Below are 21,023 nucleotides of genomic sequence, written 5' to 3'. Positions count from 1 at the left end.
GATTAGGCTGTGATCCGCGTCTCGTCAATACCCTGTCCGAGCTAAAAGTACTGCACCGAAACGGTTCTGGCGGGCGGGCGCCTGTGGTAGACCTTAAATGAACCCAATTCAGTTTGTTCCAAGTGGTGGGGTGTCCATGTCAGAAATTCAGGCAGCAGGGTCCGATGACGGATTCTTCGGCGGCGACGATCTGTCGCCGCCCGTCCTTCGTGGCGCATACGGCCGGTTTCCATCAGGCGTCGCGGCAGTGTGCGCAGTGATCGACGGCAAGCCGACCGGTATCGCAGCCAGTTCCTTCGTGTCAGTGTCGCTCGAACCAGCACTGGTGTCCGTGTGCGTAGCCCTCACGTCAACAACGTGGCCTCTGCTCCGACGAGCCCAATCTCTGGGTGTCAGTGTGCTGGCCGATGCCCACGCGTCGACCGCTCGCGCACTCGCGTCGCAAGTACCCGATCGATTCGCGGGAATAGATTGGGTTCGCGACAGTTGCGGGGCCGTCTTCATTGCCGGCGCAGCCCTGTGGTTGAACTGTTCGATCTACGAGCAGGTTCGGGCGGGCGACCACGACATCGCAGTGCTTGCAGTGAATCGCATCAAGATGCACAGTTCCGTATCACCCATCGTGTTTCACGACAGCCAATTCCATCGGATGGCGCGCTCCGGGCCGTACGCGTCGAGTTAGGGAAGGAAGGCAATGTACATCGAGGTCACTTCTGACAGTGTTGTAACTCGTCACCTCCTGGATCTCGCGACGTTTCACGTACGAATCGGATCCGATCGCGAGAAGGCCCACGAATCGCTGGTTAACGCAAATATCGGCTACATCGACAACGACGCCGTCTTCATTCGATCAGCCTGGCTCCGCAACCAAGGACCACATACCCGTAAGTGGCGCGAGGGCTTCGGAGCCATGTTGTCTTACGCAGAGGACCGCGGTTGGTATGACGGGGAATTCATCGAAGGGCACATAAAGCCCAACGAATAGACCAGATTCGCTTCGAGCGCGCGCGTCACCCACTCTTTCAGCGGTTGGAAATCCTGGATCGGGGGCGTTCGGCGCACGCGGCGACCCAGATGTTATCGAGAAGGTACTTCTCCGGATCGGTCAACCGGGTGGATAGATACCGTCGGTACTCCGAGACATCGCGGTAATCGAACTGCTCGATGACGCGGTCCGTACCGACTTCAGCCGTCCAGCTGCGCGCGCCGAGACGGCGGCGGGCTCGTGCGAGGTCGCGCTGATGCGTCCGAAGCGACGCATGTCCGCCGGGTCGTAATTTATAGACCACGGTCACACGGACCGGTGCCGACTCCTCCACCACCGGTGCCAGCGGTATCGCGGTCCGCGTACCCGCAGCGTCGAGAGTGGGGGTAATCGTCTCCGCCGGCACGATCCCATGGGCAAGCGCGCCGATGCCCGCGCTCACCATCACCATGGACGCCGCAGCAAAACGCGATCTCGAGGGAGAAGGCATCGGCAAGCGCCCCCCATACGAGGGAGCCGGCCGCCTGGCAGCCCTGGAATGCCAATAGCATGAGGGCAATCACGCGGGCCCGGATCCACGTCGGCAGAGCATCATGGGCGGCCATCATCCAGGAGCTCTGCACACCGACCCACGCGGCGCCGACGACCACCATGAGCACGGCGACGACCACAACATTCGACACCGTCGCGACCGCGGCGAGTACAGTAGCTAGGCGCATGATCCGATGCAGATGAACGCGTTCTGCGTCACCCGGCGGCGAAGCGGCATTACCACCACGGTGCCTATGCGATCACGGGCAGCAGCGCCCACAGACAACTCGAGGGCACCCCGAACACCGAGAGGCGGTACAAGAGCCGCCGGGTCCACGCGGAATTCCAGACGAACCGCGTCGACGCCGCCAGCGCGGGCAGCATCCGTTCCGAAGAGCGCGGCATTGCCGGGCCTATGCGCCTCCGCGAGCGCAGTGGCACGACCAGCACGGCGAAGACGACGCCCAACGCCAGAAAGAGGGCCTCGGACGTCGTCGCGGTCAACAGTGCACCACCGATGATCGGGCCGATTGCACGGGCGCCGTTGTAGGAGGCGCCATCGAGGATCGCCGCGGTACCCGCGAGGGGTCGGCCCACGATGTGCGGCATGAGCGATTGCCACGCGATCGTGATAGTGGACAACCCGACGCCGACCGCACTGACCGCGGCGAGCATCAGCCAGGGGGCACGTCGCCGATGCTGGCGATCACGGCCGCGGCCACCGCCGCACCCGCAAGTACAAGCAGCGCGCCTGCGTCAACATCTGCCCCGCCCCGCGCTCACCCCAGACGTACATCGGAAGAGCAAGCAGGAGAAAGGGAATCGCCAGCGCCGTCTGAACGGAGGCGATGACCGTCGACGACTCTCCGGACACGGTCAGCGTCCACTGGACCGCAACGACGAAAACCCAGACGCACACATTGGTCACGCACTGGACGGCAACGAGGACCCAGAAGTCCGCGTTGCGCAGCGGGTCTCGGAGCGAGGGCGCAACCGCAGCGGTCTGCACCATGAATCTCCTTTTCCGATCAGTCGGTATGACGCACTGGAGGATCGTGTGCCATGCGCCGTTCGGATCGACATCGATGGTGAACCGCCTTTTCAGTAGTGGCCTTGCGGCTGTGTCACGCGGTGACACTCGCACGATCGGCTGCAGCTCGGTCCGCCGCGGCGAGGCCGAACACCAGAGCGGGAGCGATACCGCCGGTGTAGGCGTGGTCGTAGAGTCCGCCGGTATCGGATCCGGCTGCGAACAGGCCCTCGATTGTTCCGCCTGCAGCGGCGAGGACACGGCCGGTCTCGTCGATGCGCACGCCGTGGAACGGGAAGGTCAGCGCCGGGCACGCCTCGATCACGTAGTACGGGCCCTTGTCCAAGGGCTGCGCGTCGTAGGTACGTGGCGGCTGGACCGCGCTTCCTGCCGCGTTGATCGTGCGGATCTGCTCGGCGATCGCGGTACCGTCATATCCCCACTCTGCGGGCAGGTACGCGAGATCGTCGAGGCTCTCGGCGAGTCCACACCTGCCGCCGCGGCGTTGTGCGAGGTCGAATTTGTCGATGGCAACGGCGCCTTCGACATAGCTGCCGGTGATCCAGTCGCGGTAGACCCGCGCGTCGGCCACCAGCAGTCCGCGGGACTCGGGCTGCTCGAGCAGGGTCATAGTGGTCAGGTGGTCGCCAATGGTCTCGTCGGTGAACCGGCGGTTATCGAGATTGAACAGCAGCGCGTGCTCGCTGTAGTACAGCGAGAGCGCCACGAAGTCGGACGGGTCACGGAAGCTCACCCAGGCGGGAATGAGGTGACCATAGAAACCGGAGAGGTCCTTCCCGGTCGCGGCACCGACAGCTTCGGCCAGCCGTAGTCCGTCGCCGACGCTGGTCGGGTTGGAACGAAGCTGCATCGCGCTCGCCGCCGGATGGATGTGCTTGTCCACCGCCTCGGAATTCGCCTGGAATCCGCCGGTCGCGAGGATCGTTGCGCGAGCGCGGATCTCTCGTTCGGTGCCGTCCGCCAGCAGCATCCGCGCACCGACGACGGCACCGTTCTCGGTAAGTAGCCCGAGCGTGCTGGTGCTGGTGAGCAGTTCGCCGCCGGCCCGGATTCGCTTGCGGCACTCGTCGATGTACTGGTTGGTGTCGAACTGATGGCCCGTGCCGTAGCGCAGGACCGTCACAGCGTCTGCACACTCGACGCCGAGCGAGCGAATCCACTCGATACCCGGAGCGAATCCGTCCACGAGCGCGCGACGCAAGGCGTGGTCGCCGTCGGGGTTGACTTCGTCCATCACCTCGTGCGTCGGCGCCGTCCACGCGTACCCGGCGAACTGAGCCGACCCGCCGACCGTCGCCGCCTTCTCGACGACGATGACCGAACTACCCCGACTCAGGGACCGGGCGGCGGCGGTCAGTCCTGCCATTCCCGCGCCGATGACGAGGATGTCGGTGTCGATTCCTGGCATATCGTGGTCCTCCGTTGCGTGGCTGCAAGTGTCTGCGGTCACAGTATCGCCCTAATTGAAGTCAGTTCAAGAGTTTCGTCCAGTCGGGTCGTCACCCGCGTCTCCGGGGGAGGGTTGCACCCAGGGCGGAATCCTCTCGATGTGATTGCCGTCATATTGTTTCCCCTATATCGTACCTGAATTGAACTCGATTCAAGGAGGATGTTGTGCGTAAGTCTCTCATTGCGGTCGGCGTAGCGCTGGCCATGACCCTCACCGCCTGCGGCAGCGCAGGGGGCGGCGGCAGCGGACCCGGCGAGCCGATCAAACTCGGTGCCTGGCTGCCCCTTTCGGGCCCCCAGGCGTCGGGCGGCATTCCGCAGGAAGCGGGAACCCGGGTCTTCTTCGACCAACTCAACGCCGATGGCGGCATCAACGGCCGCCAGGTCGAGTGGACTGCGGTCGACAATGCCTTCGACCCGCAGCAAACCATTCAGGTGGCACGGCAGCTGATTTCGCGTGACAAGGTCCAGGCGATCGTCGGCGCCAACGGCACCGCCACGTCGGAGGCCACCTTCCCATTCGTGCTCGAGCGGAACGAGGTCCCGATCTTCGGCACCTACGGCGGTTCGACGTCGTGGTACGACCCGCCGCAGGCCGGCCTGTTCGGAACCCAGACGCTCTACGAGGACCAGGCGGTTGCCGCCGCGCAGTGGGCGCTCGACGACGGCGCCAAGAAGGTCACTGTGATCCGCAACGACCCCGCCGCCTTCGTCAAGGTCGGCGACGTCGCCTCCGCCGAACTCGCGAAGGGAGGAGCAGATGTGTCCACCATCGAAGTCAAGCTCGGCGCCACTGACTACAGCCCCTTCGTCGCCCAGATCCGCTCCTCCGCACCGGACGCCGTTCTGGTGATCCTCCCGATCCAGGAGGCTGCCGCATACCTCAACGAGATGGCCCTGCAGAGGGTTCAGACACGCAGCTACGGTTACTCGCCGACTGTCGGCAACGGTCTTCTCGACTTGGCCGGTGCGAACGCGGAGGGTTTCCGTGCCGTGTCGTTGACACTTCCGCCGACAGCCGAGGACCCTGCGGTGGAGGAATACCGTCAGGCGCTGGCGAAGTTCGAACCCGGCGCGAAGCCTGACTTCTACTCGCTCGCGACGTATGGTTCGGCGAAGGCGTTCGCGCAGGTACTCGCTGGCATCGACGGTGACATCACCTCCGAGTCCATCGCCGCCGCAGTCACCTCCACCGGCACAATCGAGACCGGCGTGATGCCGCCGCTCGAGTTCAGCGAAGACAGTCACGAAGGATCCCACGCCGTGGTTCACGTCGAGGTGCAGGGCGGAAAGTTCGTGGACCAGGGCGGCTTCGCATCCCCTAGGTGACACCGCGGCACCCTCTTCCTCCTGCCGAGAAGCCGCACCCTCCTGCTCGTCCGGAGGGGTGCGGCTTCCGCCGTCCGGGCGCTGGGCGGGCAAGCAGGTGCACCGCGGTGCGGTGTTGTTCCGGTGTGCCCGGCGTGTAGGTTCGCCGCGAACCCGCGTGGGCGTCGAGTAAGCAAAAGCGCTTCCCGCCCCGTGGGATTCGGGACGGGACGCGGTAGGCCGACGGTTGAACTCAGACCGTGAATCTTCCCCTATTGCTGAGTAGGACCGCGCCGACGACGTTGCGTGCCTGTTCGGAGGCGAGGAACAGGACATTGTCCGCGATCTCGTCGGGGGCGGCATAGGGGACGGCGCTGTTGTTGACGTAGCCGGTTTTGAGTTCGTCCGGCGTGCGGGCTGCCATGCCCGTGTCGGTCGGGCCCGGCGCAACGACATTGACCCGGATACCGAAGGCCAGCACTTCCTTCGCCACCGCCTGGCAGAACGCGTGCACCGCGGCCTTCGACGCCGCGTAGTGCGGATATCCGGTCAGGGTGTCGAACACCGACGACGAACCGATCACGACGATAGCGCCGCCCTTCGGCTTCATCGCCGCGACCGCCGCGCGGACGACGTGGAATGTACCGTCCAGGTTCACCGCCATCAGCCGACGCCACTGCTCGTCAGTGAGATCCGCCGTGATGTCGATCGGGGTGTTCGACGCGATCGCCTCGGTCATGACCCGCTTCGCCTCCGGGTCATCGATGCCGGCAGCATGGACGACGACATCGAGCCTGCCGTCCGATTCCAGCACGGCGGCGACCGCGTTGTTTACGTGCACGGAGGACGACACATCGGTCACTCGGGAGACGATCGTCTCGGATCCTTCTCCGTACTCTCTGATCAGCGCCTCATCGTTGACATCGAGTGCATACACGCGGGCTGCGCCCTCGCTGGCGAGTTGCTTCGCTACGGCCGCCCCGATCCCGGAGCCCGCACCTGTGACCAGAGCGATCGCGCCCTCAAATCTTCCGTGTCCGTTCGTCATACGCTGTCCTATCTCACAGTTCGAGTGCGTCGATCATTGTCGCGCGCCGAGTTCATCGCGCGACGTCCTGAACAGGGGCGGCGACGTCGGTGCCGAAGTATGCCGTCTCGGCGATCTGGTCGAAGCCCGGGGTCCTGCTGTTGCCGCGCGCGACGACGCCGCCTTGACGCAGCACGACGACGTCGGTGCATGCGCCGAGTGCGCGCGTCAGCGACTGATCGAGCAAGATCGTGGTGATTCCCTGATATGCAAGGGTATTGATCTGCGAGTAGACCTCGTCGACCATCGCCGGGGACAGGCCCAACGCTGGTTCGTCGAGAATCAGCACGTCGGGATCGGCCATCAGAGCGCGGGCGATCGCGACGAGCTGCTGCTCGCCACCGGACAACGAGCCGGCCGGAAGGCTCATCCGGGTCCGCACTCGTTCCGGGAGCCGATCCTGCAGCTCCGCGAGACGCTGGGTGAGCTTTCGGCCCGAGATGCCCGCGGCATACGCGGCGACCTCGAGGTTCTCGCGGACCGACAGTGTCCGGAACAAGGCGCGGCCCTCGGGCACCAGGCTGATACGGAGGTTTTTCGAATCACCGAGGATCCGGATTCCGTCGGTGGGGTAGATGTCCCCGTGCAGGATTCGCCCCAGGGTGCTTTTGCCCGCGCCGTTCGCGCCTACGATGCCGAGAATGCCACCAGCGTGGACGTCGAGGTCGATGCCCTCGAGTGCCCGCACACCCTCGTAGTGGTGTTCTATGCCGTGCACGGAGATCAACGGTGTCCCGGAACTGTCGACCTCCGGTGCCAACAGATCGGCATGGATGTCGCCAAGGTACGAATCACGGACCTGCTGGTTCTGCAGGACTGTGTCCGGGGTGCCGGTGGCGATGAGCTTGCCGAAGTTGAATGCCGCGACCCGATCGGCGACGGCGAACAGATCATCGAGAACGTGATCGATGATCACCACCGATGTGCCCGACGTCGACAGTTGACGGATGTGACGAGCGAGTGTCTGACGTTCGTCCACGTCGAGACCACCGAACGGTTCGTCGAGGACGATCAGGTGCGGATTATCGGCGAGTGCTGTGATCGCACGGGCGAGGTCGACGCGTTTCTGCAAACCGAACGGCAGCTCCTTGGGAAGCCGATGGGCGTGTTCGGCCAAGCCGACACTGTCCAGAATTCGAAGGGCTGTGTCCCGCTCGGAGCGCCTGCCCCACCGGTTGACGACGCTGACGTTCTCGAGCACGGTCAGTTCGCCGAAGAGCTCGGCGTGTTGGAAGGTGCGGCCGAGGCCGAGCGAGCGGCGCCGGGTAGCGCGCACAGAATGGAGTTGCTTGCCGTCGAGCGCGATCGTGCCAGTGAGGTCACCGCCCCCGATCAGCCCGCACAGGGCATTGACGAATGTGGTCTTGCCTGCGCCGTTCGGGCCGATGATCGCGAGAACCTCACCTGGTAGCACCTGCAGATCGACACCATCGACCGCCTGGAGGCCACCGAAGCGCACGCCGAGGCCCTCGGTCGTGAGGACCGGCTCGGTGTCTGTGCCGAGGCTGCTGCCCCGACCGTCGGTGCCGATGGGCGCCTCGGCGGGCAGCGCCGACAGAGGTCGGTGGTTCAGCGATCTCGTCGCGGGGACGAATCGGTACAGCAACGAGGCGGCAGTCGGCACGATGCCGTCGGCTAGGAACAACAGCGTCAGGATGAGAATGCCACCGATCAGGTACGGCTGGTCGATCGACAACGTCGCAGCCAGCGTGGGAGCGAATGCGAGGAATACGCCACCGACAACTGCGCCGACAATGCTGCCCGTGCCGCCGAGGACGGTCGCAGCAATCAAATTGACGGCGAACACCATGGAGAAGCCCTCAGGGCTGACGAACCCCGACAACAAGGCCAGGAGCACACCGGATAGGCCAGCGACTCCCGCGCTGATCGCGAAGCCGAGGCTCGACTGGAACTCCGGCGCGATGCCGATAGATTTGCTCGCGAGCGGGTGAGTTTTTGCCGCGACCATCCGCATCCGCAGCGTGGTGCGGCGCACGAGAACCGAGACCGTCAGCGCGACGCCCAGTATCGCGACAGCCAGAAAGACCACCTCGTCCGACGAGGGCATGACCTCGCCCAGGACCGAATCGAACGTATCCACAGGCACACCCTGGTCGCCGCCGGTCACGCTCTTCCATGCGCCGATGATCTCGAGGACGACGAGCGTGAACGCCAGTGTCAGCAGTGCGACGTACAACACGGAGAACCGGGATCCGACGAATCCGAGGAATCCACCTGTCGCCGCGCACAGGATTATCGCGACCAGGACGGTGAAGCTGAGTCCCCAGTCGTGACCACTGCCGTACGCGGTCGCGTACGCGCCGATTGCGACCATGGCGGGATGGCCGATCGACCAGATGCCGGTCCAGTTCGCCAGCAACGAGATGGACAGGACGATGAGGCCGTACACCGCGGCCAGGCCGACCGTGTACACGTTGTAGGAGGGCACGATGCCCGCGGACAGCATGAGGATTGTCAGCACAGCGGCAAGTGGTCCGCCGAGGACCTGGGCGGCCGAGTACATCCGCTGGCTGGTCCGGCTCCCCTGCCGGTCCGGGATCTGTGTTGTGGTCATGGATTTCAGACCCTCTCGAAGGTTTGGCGACCGAAGATGCCCTGAGGTCGAATGAGGAGGACCAGCACCGCGATGGTGAAGACGAACGTGTCGCGGAAGCTGGCCGAGATGTACGCGGCAGCGAGGTTGTCCAGTACGCCGATGATGAGTCCGCCGATGACGGCGCCGTACATGCTGGTGAGCCCGCCGAGCAGAATACCGGCGAAGGCCCGGAAGAGGATCGGAGCCAGAACTACCGGGGTGAGACCGGTTTTGGGGGCGTAGAGGAAGACTGCGAGCACCGCGAGCGCCATGCCGAGTGCCCAGGCGATCCGTGCGACCTTGTGCGCGTTGATTCCCAAGATCTCGGCGGTCACCGCGGATTCGGCGACTGCGCGCATAGCGGCGCCGAGCGGGGTGCGCGTGAACAGGAAGGCGATTCCGGATACCGCGCAGGCGGCTATGGCGATCGTTGCAAGGTCCTGCAGCAGGAGATTGGAGTTGCCGACGGTGACCGTGCCTTCGATGAGCTGTGGGAACCGTTGCGGTTGTTCGCCCCAGAACTGGCCGATCAGATGTTCGACGATGATTGACAAGCCCATCGTGATAACGAGGGCGGCAAAGAGTTTGCCCTGCCCCAGGGGGCGAATGAGTGTCTCCCGTACGACGAGTCCGCTCAGTGCACCGAAGGCCACCGCAACGACGAGGGCCACGATGATGCCGGCGCCCCACCCATGGAGGCTGAGCGCCATGTAGATAGCGAGAGTGGACATCGATGCCATGGCAAAGTTCATGACGTCGGTGGACCGGAAGATGATCACCAATCCGAGTCCGATGAGACCGTAGACGGCGCCGTTCGCGATGCCGCTGGTCAGAGTGATGAACAACTGGTCCACGTATTGCCTCCGCTGGCCTGTCGCAACTTGCTTGGCGCAAATTGAGTTGAGTTCAGTTCAACTAACGTAGGGTAGCGAGAGTGTGAGCGCAAGCACAGTTCGAACGGCGCACGACGGCGCCTGACATGAAAACCGAAGTCATCTAGGTGGTGAAGAAGGCCGAATACATTCCGGTAATCCTCGGCATCATCAATCCCACTCGAACGCGGCGTTGTCAGACGAGGCGAAGGGCGGTGTGAGTTACCCGCCGAGTCTCCGCGCCAGCTAGAGCCACGACGAAATCGCTGAGGATTTAATGCAGAACACGCGCAGGCGTCCTGCCACCACAAGGACTGTATGAAGAGAGGTTATGCAATGGGTACCGTTGAAGGGGACCGATATCAGCTGGCGATCCTGGACTTTCACCAGAAATGGGAGCCGTTCGGAGGTCCCAGTGCTGCCGATATATTCGTCGAGTTCGGTCTTACGTCGAATCAGTTTCACGCCCGGTACCGCGCGATCACGCGAGGTAAGCACGGCTCGCACCAACGTGCCGTCCGGTGAGTCACCAGTCGCTTTGAGGCCGCAATCCCGCACGCATTCGCCTTGGCCGCGGTCGCATGTCGTCGTCAACATCGGCGCGTAAATTGCCTGTGCCGCCGCGGGCTTCGCGGTGACGGCAACGCACGGCCCCGCCGATCTAGGCGACTCTTCTCGCGGAGGTGCTGTGGACTGTGCGGGTAAGCGGCCGTTGCTGGTACGCACGGCAGCGGGCAGGTGCGTCTTGGCACAGATAGGCGATCGCGTCATGTCGAGGACCTCGTTCCGTTCGTTCAGTGACCCCTGAAGAACAGCAAAAACAGTTCGCCCACCGCGTGCAGAACACGCATCCCCATCGTGACCACGAAACATTCGTTCAATCGGAGCGGACCCCGAACGGCGCTGGCTGCGCCCGCGGATTTTGCGGCTGAAAGAGTAGCTGACCACTGAACTGGCAGGTTCGCGGTGCGGAGAAACGGATCCTCATTGACCGAAGGGTGTTCCGCGCCGCCGCGGGTCAGGACGGACGTTGCCACGGTGCGGAGAAAGATGCGGAAGCTGGTGCAAGCCGATGCTCGCCGCCAGCCGGGTCGCGGACGAAGAAGCTCCGTCCAGCGGTGCGTGTGATGGCGAGTCGAGCCGCTCACCCGTCCACGGTCCCTCTTGTCGGCATCATCGTCCAGTGCGGCAGGTGCCCGCGGATGCGATGAAAACAGATGCTCGCTCATCGGTTTCTCCTGGTGTGGCTGGTGTCTGTCGTCCTCGGGCTCGTTGTCAGGGGCTCGCGGTCCTTGAGGATTGTCCTGTTCGGAGTGACCACCGTCGGGTGGGGCTGGCTCAAACGCAACACCCGCACCTGACGTCGCCTGACGTCGCCGCGCCCGCGGTGCTCGACAAGCACCCACCAGCCGTGTCAACGGGCTGGTCTTCCGGGTGCCTGGTCCCCGCGGGTGGGGCATCAGATGCCGTCAGGGTCCAGCGGGGATGTAGCGGCTCTCGAAGGCCTCGATGGACCTGGCGCGGGCCGTTGCAAAGTGTGTGTGCTCGGGAGGAGGTCCAGCGTGCTGGATGGTGGATATCCTGAGGGCACAGTCTTCGCGCTGAGGACGCGCGGTGTCGATCGTCGATGCCACGAATAGGATGAATCGCTGGGTTGCCGATGGTCAGAGACGATGATCCACTCGTAACGCAGCGTGACATCGGGCCGGCGGTCGCTGCGGCATTGTCGGCGGTCGGATTCGGGGACGCCGAGGAGATCGGGCGTGGCGGCTTCGGTGTCGTCTTCCGATGTACGCAGCCTGATGTGGATCGGATTGTGGCCGTCAAGGTGCTCACCGCAGACCTGGACGAGGTGAATCGGGCGCGGTTCTTGCGGGAGCAGCGGGCGATGGGCCGGTTGAGCGGGCACCCGAACATCGTCAATGTCCTGGAGGTCGGCGACACAGAGGAGGGTCGCCCGTACATTGTGATGCAGTACCACGCGCAGGACTCGCTGGAGGCGCGGATCCGCCGACATGGTCCGCTGCCGTTGGACCAGGCGCTGCGGTTGGGGGTGAAGATGGCCGGGGCGGTGTCGACCGCCCACCGACTCGGGATTCTGCATCGCGATATCAAGCCCGCCAACATCTTGTTCACCGATTATGGTGAGCCGGCGCTGACAGATTTTGGAATCGCGCATATCTCCGGCGGCTTCGAGACCGGCACCGGAACGGTGACCGGGTCGCCGGCGTTCACCGCCCCGGAGGTGCTCAGGGGTGATCCGCCGAGCACTGCGTCGGATGTCTACGGGCTCGGTGCCGTCTTGTTCAGTGCCCTGACCGGCCACGCGGCATTCGAGCGCCGCACCGGTGAGCAGGTGGTGGCCCAGTTCCTGCGGATCACCACTGAACCGGTGCCGGACCTGCACGGGCACGGCATCGACCAGGACGTGTCCGCGGAGATCGCCCGAGCGATGGCCGCGAACCCTCAGGATCGGCCCTCCGCCGTCGAGCTTGGTGACGAGCTGCGACGGATCGAGGGCCTCAACGGATTCCCGGTCGATGAGATGGCGTTGCACGGCGGCGGATCGAATGCACTGCCGGGAGCGCCGAACCCCATCCGCACCGTTGTTGATTCCGACGAGCGTGCTGCGGTCGTTCGCTTTTCGTCGGTCGCGGATGGCGTGCGTGGTGCGGGGAATCTTCCCGTCGAGCTGACCAGCTTTGTCGGGCGCCGTAGTGAAATCACCGAGACCAGGGAGATGCTGTCCCGCTCACCGTTGGTGACTTTGACCGGGATCGGTGGTGTCGGTAAGACGCGCCTCGCGTTGCGGGTGGCCGCGACGGTGCAACGCGATTTCGTTGACGGGGTGTGGCTGGTGGAGTTGGGTGAACTGACCGATGCGTCGCTGCTCGCCAATGTGGTGGCCGGAGCGCTAGGTCTGAGGAACTATTCGGCGCGGCCTCTGCGTGAGGCGCTCGTCGAGTTCGTGGCCGAGCGGTCACTGTTGGTGGTCCTGGACAACTGCGAGCAGGTGGTCGACGCCGTGGCGGACCTCGCCGACACGCTGCTGCGGGCTTGCCCGGGTCTGCGGATTCTCGCCACCAGCCGTGAGCTTCTGGGAATCGGTGGGGAGGAGTCGCTCCGGGTGCCGCCGCTGACGGTACCCGATCCGGACCGGCAGTCGTCGTTGTCGGGACTGCCCAGCTACGACGCGGTCATGCTGTTCGCTGAGCGCGCCGCCACGGCCGTCCCGGGGTTCGAACTGACCGAGGACAACAAGACCGCGGTGGCCCAGATCTGTCAGCGCCTGGATGGGTTGCCGTTGCCGATCGAGTTGGCTGCGGCCCGACTGCGAGCGATGTCGCCGGAGCAGATCCTGGCCCGGCTCACCGACCGATATGCGCTGCTGACCCAGGGCAGCCGGCGCGCACCATCGCGGCAGCAGACATTGCGATTGAGCATCGACTGGAGCTACGAGCTGTGCACACCGGTTGAGCAACGAGTGTGGGCCCGAGTGGCGGTGTTCTCGGGCATATTCGAGCTCGATGCCGCCGAGGTGGTATGTGGACGCGGACTGGATGCGGCCGAGCTACTCGACACGATGGCCTCGCTGGTGGACAAATCGATCCTGATCCGCGAGGAATCCGGCACTGCGGTGAGGTTCCGGCTCCTCGACACAGTGCGCGATTACGGCCGCGAGAAGCTCCACGACAAGGCCGTCTTACAGGAGCTGTGCCGACGCCACCGGGATTGGTACCAGAAGTTTGTGCTTACGGGGGAGGCCGACTGGATCAGTTCACGACAGCTCGAATGGGTCAACCGGCTCGAGCGGGAGCAACCGAATCTCCGGGAAGCCCTGGAGTTCTGCGTGTCCGACAGCCCGGATGCCGGTCTGCGGATCGCCGCGGCCCTGTTCCCGTTCTGGAGTGCCAGTGGTCTACTGAGCGAAGGACGCCGGTGGCTCGCCCGCTTCCTGGCCGGAACCACCGGGGGGCCGAGTGTCGACCGGGCCAAGGCGTTGTACGCGGCCAGCGTGTTAGCCGAGGTCCAGGGTGATCTTCAGGCGGGCGCCGCGCTGGTGGACGAGGGACTCGCGCTCGCCGAACAGTCGACTGACGCCATGATCGAGGCCCTCGCTGCCTATTCTGACGGCATCCTGGCGATCTTCGGCGGCGAACTGGGCCGCGCGTGCTCGCGCCTGGAAGACGCACTCGACACGTTCCGCGCACGGCAGAACCTTCCGCTCCAGACCGGCGCGACGAACATGCTCGGGCTGGCCAACACCCTGCGCGGCGAGACGGAACGAGCCCTCGAGTGCTATCGGCAGGTGCTCGCGCTCTCACAGGCACGCGGTGAGGTCGTGTATCGGTCCTATGCACTGTGGGTCATGGGCGTTACGGAGTGGCGTCAGGGGGATGCAGATCGGGCGGGGGGACTGCTCGAACGGTCGTTGCGCCTGACGCGAGAGGCGAGCAACCGGCGCACCGCCGCCTCGGGCCTCGAGGCGCTGGCCTGGATCGCCGCCGGAGAGAAGAAACCACGCCGCGCGGCCGTGCTGCTGGGGTCCGCCGAGGAGTTGAGTCGGTCGGTCGGCAGCGACGCGGTCGTGTTTCCGGGGTTGCTCGTCCACCACGAGGAGTGCGAACGGACGAGTCGTCGGGCGCTCGGTGAGCGTGGATTCGCGGAGGCCAGCCGGGAGGGCCGGCGGCTGGGGTTCGATGCTGCCGTCGCTTACGCCCTCGGCGAGCGGGCCCCGGGCGCCCCGCCGGCGCCGACCGCAATGCTGCCGAAACTGACCAAACGGGAGGGGCAGGTCGCCGATCTGGTCGCTGAGGGGCTGACCAATAAGGAGATCGCAGCTCGACTCGTGATCTCGCCGCGCACCGCCCAGGGGCATGTGGAGCATGTGCTGGCCAAACTCGGCTTCACCTCCCGCGCACAGATCGCCGCGTGGGTAGTGGAACAGAATCGAACCTCGCATTGAACAACGCGCGATCCGGCGTCGCCTCATCGTCGAAGAATTGTCGAGACGATGTCACCACGCGATTTACTTCCATTGCGGTCGCCGAGGCTGCACGTGCGACGGCCTCTCCCTGGGCGGGATCAATGACGTCCATCGTTCGTCCGTCGGGGAGGGAACCACTCTTCCGTCTGCGACGTGGCCGAAGAAGTGGCGCGGGTGCGTATCGACGTCACCACAGGCAGGTCGCCCATGATGTCGAAAGCTCCTTCTGGGGTGAACACAACCGCGGCGCGATGGTGGAGGTCGCTGCTTAGCGGGCTGGTGTCGGTAGGTCGACTGCGTATCGGTGGATCGAGCGCCGCTTCCACCACCTCCGCGACCAGGGTTTTAGTGTCGCGGACGTTCGTCGACAGCTGCGGCTTGAGGTGCGCCGGGCAGATGCGTGGGAAGCGCGACGCGCGCTACGTGAGCACCGGATCAGAAAGGGCGATCAAGCGGCGCTGCGGGCGGCGGTGAAAGAATCGGCGCATCTGGTCGCTGCCGAGCTCAATCCCGCGCCGACACCAGCTCAGCTGCGGAAGGCTGTCCGCGACACGCGGTACTGGGAACTGCGCAGGCAGGGCGAATCCAATACCTCGGCAAGCAGAATCCTCGGAATGCACCGCAAGACCGGCACCAACATCCGACTCGCGGCCCGGCGGAGCCGGGCCCTCCTCGCGGCGAAGCCACCGTCGGGGCGGTACCTGTCGTTGGCTGAACGCTGCAGGTCGCGGACCTGCGACATCTCGGCTGTTCGATCCGTCAAGTCGCCCGCGAACTCGACCGCGTACCCTCGACGGTCAAGCGGGAGATCGACCGGCACACCAATGCGCACGGCCGCTACCTGCCGCGGTCCGCCCACGAAGCGGCGGCGCAGAATCGCCGTCGACCACGCGAGTACAAGCTTCTTGCGGACTCGGCTCTGCGCAGGCTCGTGCAACGCAAACTGGACTTGCACTGGTCACCGGACGAATTCAGCGGACGGCTGAAGGTGACTTTCCCGTCGTCGTCATCGGCGGCGGCATCACCGGCGCCGCCGCCGCCGCCGCGGCCGCATGTGGAGCATCCGTTGTGCTCTTTGAAAAGGAAGACGGGCCCGCCCGGGAAGGCTCCGGCCGCGCACAGGGATCACTGCGAATGGAGTGCTCGACGGTCTGCCGAAGGTAGTCGGTGTTGGCGGTGATCCCGGTGATGCACCGCGCGGCGAGCGTGCGGCAGGCGCGGTCGAGGTGAGTGATCGACTGGAACAGGCTGTGGGCGATGATCGGCTCGAACGCGTTGAGCTGATGTTGGCCGGCCTCCGCGGCCATGGAGACGGTGACGTCGTTGCCGATCACCTCGAAGGCGACCTGATTGACGACCTCGGGAATGACCGGGTTGACCTTTCCCGGGATGATCGACGATCCGGCTTGGGCGGGGGGAAGGTTGATCTCGGAGAATCCCGCCCGGGGGCCGGAGGAGAGCAGCCGCAGGTCGTTGCAGATCTTCGACAGTTTCACTGCGGTGCGTTCGAGCACACCGGAAACCTGGACGAACGAGCCGACGTCCTGGGTGGCCTCGACCAGGTCGACGGCCGTGGTCAGGGGAATGCCGGCAGTGTCCCGCAGGTGCCGGCATGCGAGTTCGGCGTAGCGGGAGTGGGCGTTGAGGCCGGTGCCGATTGCGGTGCCGCCGAGATTGATCTCGTGGATCAGGGCCGCGGCCTCCAGGAGCCGGTCGGCGTCCTCGCCGAGCATGATCTCGTAGGTGCCGAATTCATGGTCCAGGGTCATCGGGACGGCGTCTTGGAGCTGGGTGCGTCCCATCTTGACCACGTCCGCGAATTCGTCGGCCTTGGCGGCGAATCCGGTGGCCAACTCACGCATCGAGGTGTGCAGGCGGCGCAACGCGAATTGCACCGCCACCTTCACCGCGGTGGGGTAGACGTCGTTGGTGCTTTGGCCCATGTTGACGTGGTCGAGGGGATGGACGAGGTGGTAGTCGCCGCGGCGGTGGCCGAGAAGCTCAAGTGCCCGGTTGGCAATGACCTAGTTGGCGTTCATGTTCGTCGAGGTTCCGGGGTCAGCGCCCGGCCACTGCGGCCCGAGTTGGGCGGATGCGGCCGCACCCTCGGCGTGGATGGCGTCGGTGAGCCTGCGCAGCCCGGGCACAGCGTCCGGGCGCATCCACAACTGCCCGCGTTCGGTGCGACCCTCCGGTGCCACGGCGCAGTAGGCCACCGTCGACATCCCGACCCCACCCGCCGCGGGCCGGCGGTGGAATTCGATCAGTTCGTCGGTGACCAGCGCGTCGGGAGTGCGGCCCTCGAACGTGGCCGACTTGATGACCCGATTGCGTAACGTGATGGGGCCCAGCCTGGCCGGGGCGAAAACGTCTGGATGTGTGGTCATTCCCGGCCCTTCGTCGCGTGCGTTCGACGGTAGGCGGCGGGAGGTTCGGCGACCGGAACGTGTCCGCTGAGCGGGAGACCGCCGCGGCCCCACGGATGACCCCTCGACATCCGTGAGACCGCGCTGTCGTCTCAGCCGACGGTCTCGGGCGTCTTCTCCGGTGTGGTGTCGGCGGCCGCGCTCTGTTGCCTGCGTCCGAGTACCCAGCAGGCCAGTGTGATCGCACATGTGAACGTGAGCGTCGCGAACAGCTGGTTGCGTGCCGCGTCGTCGAACAACGCCAGCACCGCGACCGCGGCCAGCAGCGCGAGAGCGACATACGACAGATACGGGAAGCCCCACATCTTCAGCGGCAGATCCGTTCGGCCCGACTTCTCGGCGCGCCGCCGCAACGCGATCTGCGAGACGGTGACGAACGTCCACAGCACCAGAATCGTCGAGCCGACCGCGTTGAGCAGGAGCGGGAGAACACGATCCGGGGCCAGGTAGTTGAGGACGACGGTGACGAACCCGAACGTCACCGACGCCAGCACCGCCACGCGGGGAACACCGTTGCCCGACACCCGGCCGAACACCTTCGCCGCCGCCCCACGCTCGGACAGCGAGTAGATCATCCGGGAGCCACTGAACAGCATGGCGTTCAGCGACGACAGCAGTGCGATGACCACGACGACGGTCATGACGGCGCCGGCGCCGGGGACGTGCGCGGCGTTCAGGACCGCGACGAACGGTCCCGTCGCGAGTTCGTCGGCGGTCCACGGCAGCACCGTCACCATGATGAGGACGGAACCGACGTAGAACACCAGGATCCGCCACACGATGGACCGCACCGCCCGGCTCACGTTGCGCCGCGGTTCCGACGTCTCGGCGGCCGCGATGGCCATCACCTCGGTGCCGCCGAACGCGAAGACCACGATCAGCAGGCCGGCCGCGATACCGGTGACACCGTTGGGGGCGAACCCGCCGTGGCCGGTGAGGTTCGACAGACCCGGCGCGTCGAAGCTCGGAATCCCCCCGAGGATCATCGCGGAACCGACCGCCAGGAATGCGACGATCGCCACGATCTTCAGTGCGGCGAACCAGAATTCGAACTCGCCGAAACGGGAGACGCCCGCCAGGTTCACGGCGGTCAGCACACTCATGTACGCCAGGGCTGCCACCCATTGGGGCACTGCGGGTATGGAGGCGGCGGTGATCGCCGCCGCCGCGGTCGCTTCCGCGGCCACCACGATGACGACCTGCACCCAGTAGAGCCAGCCGATCGTCCGGCCGGCGACCGGGCCCATCGCGTTCTCGGCGTGGACGGAGAACGCGCCGCTGTCGGGGTCGGCGGCCACCATCTCGCCCATCATCCGCATCACGAGGACGACGAGGAATCCGGCGATGAGGAAGGAGACGAGCACGGCGGGCCCGGCGACGGCGATACCCGCGCCGGAGCCGACGAACAATCCGGCGCCGATCGCGCCGCCCAGGCTCATCATCACCAGCTGCCGCGGTTTCATCGCCTGCTGCAGGCCAGTGGATTTCGGTGGGTCGTGAACGGTGTTCATGGGGGGCTCCCGTGCCGTCAGACGAGCTGATCGAGTGCGATCTCGAACGCGGTACCGGCGATTCCGGTCGGCTGCGACGAACGCGCGAAGCAACGCTCGAGCGCCGTCGCGACGGTGGCGGAGACGTCCCCGAAGATCGCCTCGTCCGACACCTCGATGTCACCCTCCATCAGCAGTGCGAACGCCCGGGCCATGCCGCAGTTGGCGATGAAGTCCGGGACGACGGCCACACTCTTGTCGGCGTACTCGTAGATGGGGCCGTAGAAGATCTCGTCGTCCGCGAACGGCACATTGGCGCCGCTCGCCACCACCTCGAGACCACCGGCGATCAACTGGTCCACCTGGTCGCGAGTCACGAGACGTGATGCGGCGCAGGGGAGGAAGATCTCGGCGCCCGAACTCCAGATCGCCTCGTTGATCTCCTCGAACGGCACCATGCCTGCCGCGCGGAGTTCGTTGCCCTCCTTGGCCAGGAACAGCGCGCGGATCTGCTCGAAGTCGTAGCCGTCGGTGTTCGACAACCCACCGTTGCGGTCGAGGATGCCGACGATCCGGGCCCCGGACTGCGCCAGGTAGTACGCGGCGGCGGCGCCGACGTTGCCCCAGCCCTGCATGATCACGCGCTTGCCGGCCAGTTCGCCGCCGTAGACCCGGTAGTAGTGCCGCACCGATTCGGCGACACCCCAGCCGGTGATCAGGTCGGACACCGTGTACTTCGCCTGCGGGTCGGGAGTGAACCGCGCATCCTCGACGACCTTCGCGACACCCAGCCGCAGCTGTCCGACCCGCTGCACCCGCTCGCGATCGCTGGCCGCGAAGTGCCCGTTGACGACACCCTCCTGCGGATGCCACAGGCCGTAGCTCTCGGTGATCGGCACGACCTCGGCCATCTCGTCGACGTTCAGGTCGCCGCCGGTGCCGTAGTACGCCTTGAGGAGCGGGGTGACGGCCTTGAACCAGCGCCGCAGCACCTCGTCCTTGCGCGGGTCGGTCGGGTCGAAATCGATGCCCGACTTTGCGCCGCCGATGGCCGGACCGGAGACGGTGAACTTGACCTCCATGGTCTTCGCGAGCGACTCCACCTCGCGCCGGTCGAGACCGCGCCGCATCCGGGTTCCGCCGCCGGCAGCGCCGCCACGTAGCGAGTTGATCACCGTCCATCCGCGTGCGGAGGTCTCCGTGTCGTGCCACTCGAAGACGATCTCGGGGGCCTTCTCTTCGAATCGGGTGAGCAGATTCTTCATGGCTTCTCTCGGTTTCTCGGCTGCCGGGGGCTCGGGGCGACCCGGTCGGTGTTCCCGACCGCTGCCCGCGCTGTTACGGCGATCACTGTGTCGGGCACCACTCGTGCGCCGCAACCGGCCGGCCGGCACATAGCCACGATGAACACCACCGCGAAAGAAGTTCCAGAATTTTCTATTCAGTTTGTGCAGCAGGGGCGGCGATCGTGATGCTAATCCGGTTCCGAGGAAGCTGTGCGGTAGGCCGGGGCCTTCGCCGAGCGCGGCCGGTCGAGGGTCCGCAGCAGAGGCATCGACCGGTACGGGACGATCACCGACAGCACCATCACGCTGGTGGACCGGGCGACGACGCTCGACTTGTTCAGATCGATCAGCGTCTGCTGCAGCCCGAGGTGGGAACCCGCCGCGATGCGGCACAGGATGTCGCCCGAACCGGTGGTCGCGAAGGCCTCGAGCACGCCGGGAATCGACTCCAGTTCCGACGTCACGGAGTCGAGCGCGCCCTGCGCCGTCTCCAGCGTGACGAACGCCTGCACGTCGAACCCCGCGGCCGCGATGTCGAGGCGCGGCTCGTACCCGGCGATCACTCCCGACTCCTCGAGTTTGCGCACCCGCGCCTGGACGGTGGCCCGCGCGACCTTGATCCGGCGCGACAGCTCCAGCACGCCGGCCTTCGGGTCGTCGTGCATGGCGTCGAGAAGGGCGAAGTCGAGCTCGTCCAACTGCACTGCGTCCTTCATGGCCAGACCTCTCCGGGCGGATTCAACTAGTCCGACTGTATAAGAAAATCGGTCCGAGGGTCGCCGAAGGTGGCACTGTGGCTAGCTTCTGCTGGCTCGGTTGCCTATGTGGGCGGGGTGGGTTTTCGTAGTGACCCAGGCAACAGGCCACCAAGCCCCCGTCCCTCGAACCAGGAAGACAGCGATGACGATCGAGCAGACTCTCACCGACAAGGAACGCCTGGCAGGTCTCGACCTCG

General features: G+C 65.5%; 16 protein-coding genes and 3 pseudogenes. 6 read left to right on the top strand and 13 right to left on the bottom strand.

The features are described from left to right. Positions 1–136 precede the first annotated feature (136 nt). Positions 137–682, top strand: coding sequence for a flavin reductase family protein (locus QM806_RS39570; protein WP_120661402.1), 546 nt, complete (start codon positions 137–139; stop codon positions 680–682). Positions 683–694: 12 nt separating this feature from the next. Then, positions 695–985: a hypothetical protein gene (locus QM806_RS39565; protein ID WP_120660280.1), complete on the top strand. Its 291-nt coding sequence runs from the start codon at positions 695–697 to the stop codon at positions 983–985. A 37-nt stretch (positions 986–1,022) separates the two neighbouring features. Here the strand turns inward: QM806_RS39565 and QM806_RS39560 are convergent, their stop codons facing one another. The 5 genes and pseudogenes from QM806_RS39560 to QM806_RS39540 all read right to left on the bottom strand — a co-directional run bounded on the left by QM806_RS39560 (position 1,023) and on the right by QM806_RS39540 (position 3,975). Further along, positions 1,023–1,436: a hypothetical protein gene (locus QM806_RS39560; protein WP_259465800.1), complete on the bottom strand. Its 414-nt coding sequence runs from the start codon at positions 1,434–1,436 to the stop codon at positions 1,023–1,025. A 64-nt stretch (positions 1,437–1,500) separates the two neighbouring features. Further along, positions 1,501–1,704: pseudogene (locus tag QM806_RS39555) on the bottom strand (MFS transporter); the annotation flags it as partial. A 64-nt stretch (positions 1,705–1,768) separates the two neighbouring features. Next, entirely contained in the window at positions 1,769–2,191 is a 423-nt protein-coding gene (locus QM806_RS39550; RefSeq protein WP_283294951.1) for an MFS transporter, read from the bottom strand. Between the two features lie 31 nt (positions 2,192–2,222). Then, positions 2,223–2,528 (bottom strand): MFS transporter, encoded by a 306-nt coding sequence (locus QM806_RS39545; protein ID WP_283294950.1) that lies wholly within the window; start codon positions 2,526–2,528, stop codon positions 2,223–2,225. A 112-nt stretch (positions 2,529–2,640) separates the two neighbouring features. Continuing rightward, positions 2,641–3,975, bottom strand: coding sequence for an FAD-dependent oxidoreductase (locus QM806_RS39540; protein WP_283294949.1), 1,335 nt, complete (start codon positions 3,973–3,975; stop codon positions 2,641–2,643). 206 nt (positions 3,976–4,181) lie between these two features. Here QM806_RS39540 and QM806_RS39535 point away from each other — a divergent pair, with 206 nt between their 5' ends. Next, positions 4,182–5,345 (top strand): ABC transporter substrate-binding protein, encoded by a 1,164-nt coding sequence (locus QM806_RS39535; RefSeq protein ID WP_120660286.1) that lies wholly within the window; start codon positions 4,182–4,184, stop codon positions 5,343–5,345. 232 nt (positions 5,346–5,577) lie between these two features. Here the strand turns inward: QM806_RS39535 and QM806_RS39530 are convergent, their stop codons facing one another. From QM806_RS39530 to QM806_RS39515, 4 genes are all read right to left on the bottom strand, one after another. Beyond that, the gene (locus QM806_RS39530) at positions 5,578–6,372 is read right to left on the bottom strand and encodes an SDR family NAD(P)-dependent oxidoreductase (protein WP_120660287.1); all 795 of its coding nucleotides are present in this window, start codon (positions 6,370–6,372) and stop codon (positions 5,578–5,580) included. Positions 6,373–6,424: 52 nt separating this feature from the next. Beyond that, entirely contained in the window at positions 6,425–8,986 is a 2,562-nt protein-coding gene (locus QM806_RS39525; RefSeq protein WP_269592379.1) for an ATP-binding cassette domain-containing protein, read from the bottom strand. A 5-nt stretch (positions 8,987–8,991) separates the two neighbouring features. Beyond that, positions 8,992–9,861 carry a branched-chain amino acid ABC transporter permease gene (locus QM806_RS39520; protein ID WP_120660289.1) on the bottom strand — a complete coding sequence of 290 codons (870 nt, stop codon included), beginning with the start codon at positions 9,859–9,861 and terminating at the stop codon, positions 8,992–8,994. Positions 9,862–10,673: 812 nt separating this feature from the next. Continuing rightward, on the bottom strand, positions 10,674–11,108 hold the full coding sequence (locus QM806_RS39515; RefSeq protein WP_169694024.1) for a hypothetical protein: 435 nt from the start codon (positions 11,106–11,108) through the stop codon (positions 10,674–10,676). Positions 11,109–11,539: 431 nt separating this feature from the next. Between QM806_RS39515 and QM806_RS39510 the strand changes: the two genes are divergently transcribed. From QM806_RS39510 to QM806_RS41980, 3 genes and pseudogenes are all read left to right on the top strand, one after another. Then, the gene (locus QM806_RS39510; RefSeq protein WP_210461553.1) at positions 11,540–14,845 is read left to right on the top strand and encodes a protein kinase domain-containing protein; all 3,306 of its coding nucleotides are present in this window, start codon (positions 11,540–11,542) and stop codon (positions 14,843–14,845) included. A 739-nt stretch (positions 14,846–15,584) separates the two neighbouring features. Further along, positions 15,585–15,674, top strand: a pseudogene (locus QM806_RS41985) (helix-turn-helix domain-containing protein); the annotation flags it as partial. A gap of 146 nt (positions 15,675–15,820) precedes the next feature. Further along, positions 15,821–16,030, top strand: coding sequence for an FAD-dependent oxidoreductase (locus QM806_RS41980; RefSeq protein ID WP_419423209.1), 210 nt, complete (start codon positions 15,821–15,823; stop codon positions 16,028–16,030). Here QM806_RS41980 and QM806_RS39505 read toward each other — a convergent pair. The 4 genes and pseudogenes from QM806_RS39505 to QM806_RS39490 all read right to left on the bottom strand — a co-directional run. Beyond that, positions 16,012–17,253, bottom strand: a pseudogene (locus tag QM806_RS39505) (aspartate ammonia-lyase); the annotation flags it as partial. The gene QM806_RS41980 and the pseudogene QM806_RS39505 overlap by 19 nt on opposite strands. Before the next feature lie 131 nt (positions 17,254–17,384). Continuing rightward, positions 17,385–18,803, bottom strand: coding sequence for an amino acid permease (locus QM806_RS39500; protein ID WP_054247713.1), 1,419 nt, complete (start codon positions 18,801–18,803; stop codon positions 17,385–17,387). A gap of 17 nt (positions 18,804–18,820) precedes the next feature. After that, a complete protein-coding gene (locus QM806_RS39495; protein WP_065492431.1) occupies positions 18,821–20,047 on the bottom strand; it encodes a Glu/Leu/Phe/Val dehydrogenase dimerization domain-containing protein in 1,227 nt (408 codons plus the stop codon). A 209-nt stretch (positions 20,048–20,256) separates the two neighbouring features. Continuing rightward, a complete protein-coding gene (locus tag QM806_RS39490; RefSeq protein WP_005261973.1) occupies positions 20,257–20,784 on the bottom strand; it encodes an Lrp/AsnC family transcriptional regulator in 528 nt (175 codons plus the stop codon). Positions 20,785–21,023 lie beyond the last annotated feature (239 nt).

This window comes from Rhodococcus sp. IEGM 1351 (assembly GCF_030056875.1).
Classification (GTDB): Bacteria; Actinomycetota; Actinomycetes; order Mycobacteriales; family Mycobacteriaceae; genus Rhodococcus_F; species Rhodococcus_F opacus.
This window is presented reverse-complemented; position numbering and strand designations above follow the sequence as displayed.